A 4,321-nucleotide genomic window follows, 5' to 3' on the forward strand; every position below is an offset into this window, starting at 1 on the left:
CACTTTGAAAGTGGTGGGCGATACCGGTCTCGAACCAGTGACCCCCTCCTTGTAAGGGAGGTGCTCTCCCAACTGAGCTAATCGCCCATTTTCATATATATTAGATTATAAACAACGACCACAAAAAAGTGGTGGGCGATACCGGTCTCGAACCAGTGACCCCCTCCTTGTAAGGGAGGTGCTCTCCCAACTGAGCTAATCGCCCGTTGTTGTGAAAGGGCATTATAGAGATTTTTATCTGTGCGTCAAACGCTTTTTTCCATTTTTAGCGTATTTGTTGTTTTTTTCAACCAAAATCTATATTTTTTATTATTTTATTCCCCAAAAACACTCTAAAAAAGAGTAAAATAGCGGTCAAATTTCACCAAATTTTTACAAAAATAGGCAATAAAATGAAAATTGAACCCCTTTTTCCTTTAGATCCAAACGTAAAAGTTCGCACCCGTTTTGCTCCTAGTCCAACTGGTTATTTACACGTTGGTGGTGCACGTACGGCACTTTATTCTTGGTTATATGCCAAACATTTCAACGGCGAATTTGTATTACGCATTGAAGATACCGATTTAGAACGCTCAACTCCTGAAGCCACTCAAGCTATCATTGAAAGCATGGAATGGCTCAATCTTACTTGGGAACACGGTCCTTACTTCCAAACCAAACGGTTCGACCGCTATAACCAAGTGATTGACCAAATGATCGAACAAGGTTTAGCATACCGCTGCTACTGCACCAAAGAACGTTTAGAAGAACTGCGCCACACGCAAGAACAAAATAAAGAAAAACCACGCTACGACCGTCATTGTTTACACGATCATAACCATTCAGTTGATGAGCCACACGTTGTGCGCTTCAAAAATCCGACCGAAGGCTCAGTGGTATTTGATGATGCTGTACGTGGTCGCATTGAAATTAGCAATAGCGAATTAGATGATTTAATTATTCGCCGAACCGATGGTTCACCAACTTATAACTTCTGTGTGGTGGTGGACGACTGGGATATGGGTATCACCCACGTTGTACGTGGTGAAGACCACATCAACAACACCCCTCGCCAAATCAATATCTTAAAGGCATTAGGTGCACCCATCCCGACCTATGCACACGTTTCAATGATTAACGGTGACGATGGTCAAAAACTCTCAAAACGCCACGGTGCAGTAAGCGTAATGCAATACCGTGATGACGGCTACTTACCAGAAGCCCTGATTAACTACCTCGTACGTTTAGGCTGGGGACACGGCGACCAAGAGATCTTCACCCGTGAAGAGATGATTGAATTATTTGACATTCACTCAGTTAGCAAATCAGCCAGTGCATTCAACACCGAAAAATTACAATGGTTGAACCAACACTATATGCGTAGCCTACCTGCGGAACACGTTGCAAAATACCTTGAGTGGCATATGGCAGATCAAGGCATCAACACAGCAAATGGTCCTGCATTAACGGAAATTATTCCTGTATTAAGTGAACGTGCAAAAACCTTAAAAGAATTAGCTGCTGCAAGCCGTTATTTCTATGAAGAGTTTGAAACTTACGATGAAAAAGCTGCAGCGAAAAACTTCAAACCTGAAGCGGTTGCACCACTTTCAAAACTATTGGAAAAATTGACCGCTCTAACCGATTGGACAGTTGAGGCAGTTCATGATGCCATGAACCAAACAGCTGCTGAATTAGAAATCGGTATGGGTAAGGTGGGAATGCCATTCCGTTTAGCGGTAACAGGTTCTGGTCAATCACCATCTATGGACATTACTGCAAAATTAGTCGGTCGTGAACGCACACTTGCACGCATACAAAAAGCAATCGACTTCATTCAAAATTAAGCATAATTTGAAGAATTACGCTTGACAGAATTCGTGGTGGAATTTATTATTCCCACCAATTATGGGGATATAGCTCAGTTGGGAGAGCGCTTGAATGGCATTCAAGAGGTCGTCGGTTCGATCCCGATTATCTCCACCAAATTCGATACTTAAGCGGGTCAAATAGAACCCCAAAGCCTTGAGCCACAACGGTTCAAGGCTTTTTTATTGCCCTAAACGTACCTAAGCGAATCTATCAAATCCTTGTGTTTTAGTTATACGTTTAATTATACTGCTCACATATAACTAAAAACCGTATAACTAAATCGCTTACAAATACCGAAATCGAAAAGGCAAAGCAAAAAAAGATTACACATTATCAGACGGGCACGGGCTTTTTGTTAGTCAAAACGAGTTCAAGCAAGCTATGGTGGTTCAACTATTACCAACCCTTTACGAAAAAGCGGGTACTATTAGGCGTAGGAAAATATCCTGATGTATCTTTAACATAAGCCAGAAATCAACATGAGGAATTTTTAGACTTACTAGCTCAAAATATTGATCCTCATACACACTGCCAACAACAAGCACAGGAAGAACAGGCAAAATTATTCAATACTTTCAGCAAGGTTGCAGAATTATAGCGGGAAAAGAAAGCGAACGAAATCAAGCCAAAAACCATTGCGAAATATTGAGCTAGTTTAAATCTCTACGTTCTTCCATTTTTAAGAGATTACCCTATTGAGCAGCTTTTACCCGTTGCGGTTAGCCACCACACACCGATACAACGGATAGTTTTTACTATCCTTTTTTATTTACTGAAGATTTACACACTACTTCGATAGATAGTGAAATACCACCAACAAGAAGACAACAAAATGATTTATAGAAGAGCTGCTCTTTGGTGTTTAAAAGTATGCGGCTGCCTTGGTTGGAAAGCGGTAGGAATTTCAGGATTTTTTGCAGATTTTCTGGTAGAATTCGCCTGTTAATCACAACACAATATCAATAATATGCAACCAAATGACATCACTTTTTACCAACGCTTTGAAGCCGACATTCTCGCTGGGCGTAAAACGATTACCATTCGAGATAAATCTGAAAGCCATTTTAAAGCAGGCGATATTTTACGTGTTGGACGCTTTGAAGATAATCAATACTTCTGCACGATTGAAGTGTTAAGTGTGTCGCCGATTACTCTTGATAAACTGACAGAACAGCATGCGAAGCAGGAGAATATGGGGTTAGTAGAATTGCGAGAACTGATTAAAGTAATTTATCCGAATGAGAGTCTATTTTATGTAATCAAATTTAATTTGGCATGATGAAAGGATATGTTATGAATAAAATTGAATCAACAATAAAACAAGTTCTTGATAATGGTGATCTTATTATTAACAAAATAGATAAGAATCAATCAAGGGATTTTTTATGCAAAAAATCCTCTTATGCGGAAACTCTACTTGAGAAAGAAATAAAATCTTTAGCAGAAGGCTCATTAGTTAGATTTATCCCTAATATTACAGAAAAAGGAGCTTTTGCTAATAATATAGAACTTGCTGAGAAACGCTTAGAATCAACTATAAAGAAAATACTAGATAATGGTGACTTTATAATTAATAAAATTAATGAGGAACAAGAAAATGATTTCTTTTGTAAGAAAGATTCGTATAAACATTCATTATTAGCAGATGAAGTTAACGGATTAAAAGAAGGAGATTCTGTTAGTTTTATTCCTAAATTTGTTAATGATAAATGCTTTGCTAACAAATTAAAATTGATTAAAAAAAACGAGATTAAAGATAATTTTATAAAAGAAGAATTAGATACAAAAATACTAACTGAGGTATTTTTTACTAATTTAGAATCAAGTTTAGAAAAAATTTATAGAGGATCTGATTTCGAAGATTTTACCTTCTTTATATTAAAATCTCTAGGAATTCCAGAGATTTATGCTGTCCCAAGGAATAATTCAGGGGGAAGAGCCGATGGTATATTTAAAGTATCAAGTGTATCAACAAATGGACATAGATTAGAAGTTATTTATGATTGTACTTTAAAACCTACATCTGTGTGGGAACAAGAAAAAATGACTCAAATTAATAATTATGAGGCTCAAATAATAAGAAGTTCTACAAATATTAATTATAATTTTGGTTCTACATATAGCGGGAAAATAGTAAAGCAAACTATTTCATTCAATGACAATGCAGATAAACAAATTTGGATCATAACTAAAGGGGAAACGAGACTAATAGAAGATAAACAGTCTCCAGATATTTTAATCAAAGAAATTAGTATTTATGATTTAATGAAGATCATGAAGGAACGATATTTAGATTCAGCTTTCGTTAAGTCTGATGAAATAGCGGATAATTTAAAAAATTTAGGTTCGAAATTAACAAAATAGAGAAAACAATGACACAAAAATTCGAAATGGCAGACCGTTTTAATCCGTCTGCGGTAGAGCAAGCCCTTTATCAACATTGGGAAGAGAGCGGTTATTTTAAACCGTC

4 protein-coding genes and 3 tRNA genes are annotated in these 4,321 nt (G+C 37.1%); 5 read left to right on the forward strand and 2 right to left on the reverse strand.

Annotation, left to right across the window (positions count from 1 at the left end; genetic code table 11):
* Positions 1-11 precede the first annotated feature (11 nt).
* Positions 12-87 (reverse strand) — tRNA-Val (locus KH943_RS09310).
* A 42-nt stretch (positions 88-129) separates the two neighbouring features.
* Positions 130-205, reverse strand: a tRNA-Val gene (locus KH943_RS09315).
* A 187-nt stretch (positions 206-392) separates the two neighbouring features.
* Between KH943_RS09315 and gltX the strand changes: the two genes are divergently transcribed.
* The 5 genes from gltX (at position 393) to KH943_RS09335 (ending at position 4,215) form a co-directional block, all read left to right on the forward strand.
* Positions 393-1,826: a glutamate--tRNA ligase gene (gene gltX, locus KH943_RS09320; protein WP_304110331.1), complete on the forward strand. Its 1,434-nt coding sequence runs from the start codon at positions 393-395 to the stop codon at positions 1,824-1,826.
* 63 nt (positions 1,827-1,889) lie between these two features.
* Positions 1,890-1,965, forward strand: a tRNA-Ala gene (locus KH943_RS09325).
* Positions 1,966-2,122: 157 nt separating this feature from the next.
* Positions 2,123-2,317, forward strand: a complete 195-nt coding sequence (locus tag KH943_RS10175) for an integrase arm-type DNA-binding domain-containing protein (protein ID WP_368493506.1) — start codon at positions 2,123-2,125, stop codon at positions 2,315-2,317.
* Between the two features lie 501 nt (positions 2,318-2,818).
* A complete protein-coding gene (gene yqfB, locus KH943_RS09330) occupies positions 2,819-3,130 on the forward strand; it encodes a N(4)-acetylcytidine aminohydrolase (protein ID WP_304110332.1) in 312 nt (103 codons plus the stop codon).
* A 14-nt stretch (positions 3,131-3,144) separates the two neighbouring features.
* Positions 3,145-4,215 carry a hypothetical protein gene (locus tag KH943_RS09335; RefSeq protein ID WP_304110333.1) on the forward strand — a complete coding sequence of 357 codons (1,071 nt, stop codon included), beginning with the start codon at positions 3,145-3,147 and terminating at the stop codon, positions 4,213-4,215.
* Positions 4,216-4,321 lie beyond the last annotated feature (106 nt).

The organism is Haemophilus parahaemolyticus, from assembly GCF_018373095.1.
GTDB classification, from domain to species: Bacteria; Pseudomonadota; Gammaproteobacteria; order Enterobacterales; family Pasteurellaceae; genus Haemophilus_A; species Haemophilus_A parahaemolyticus_A.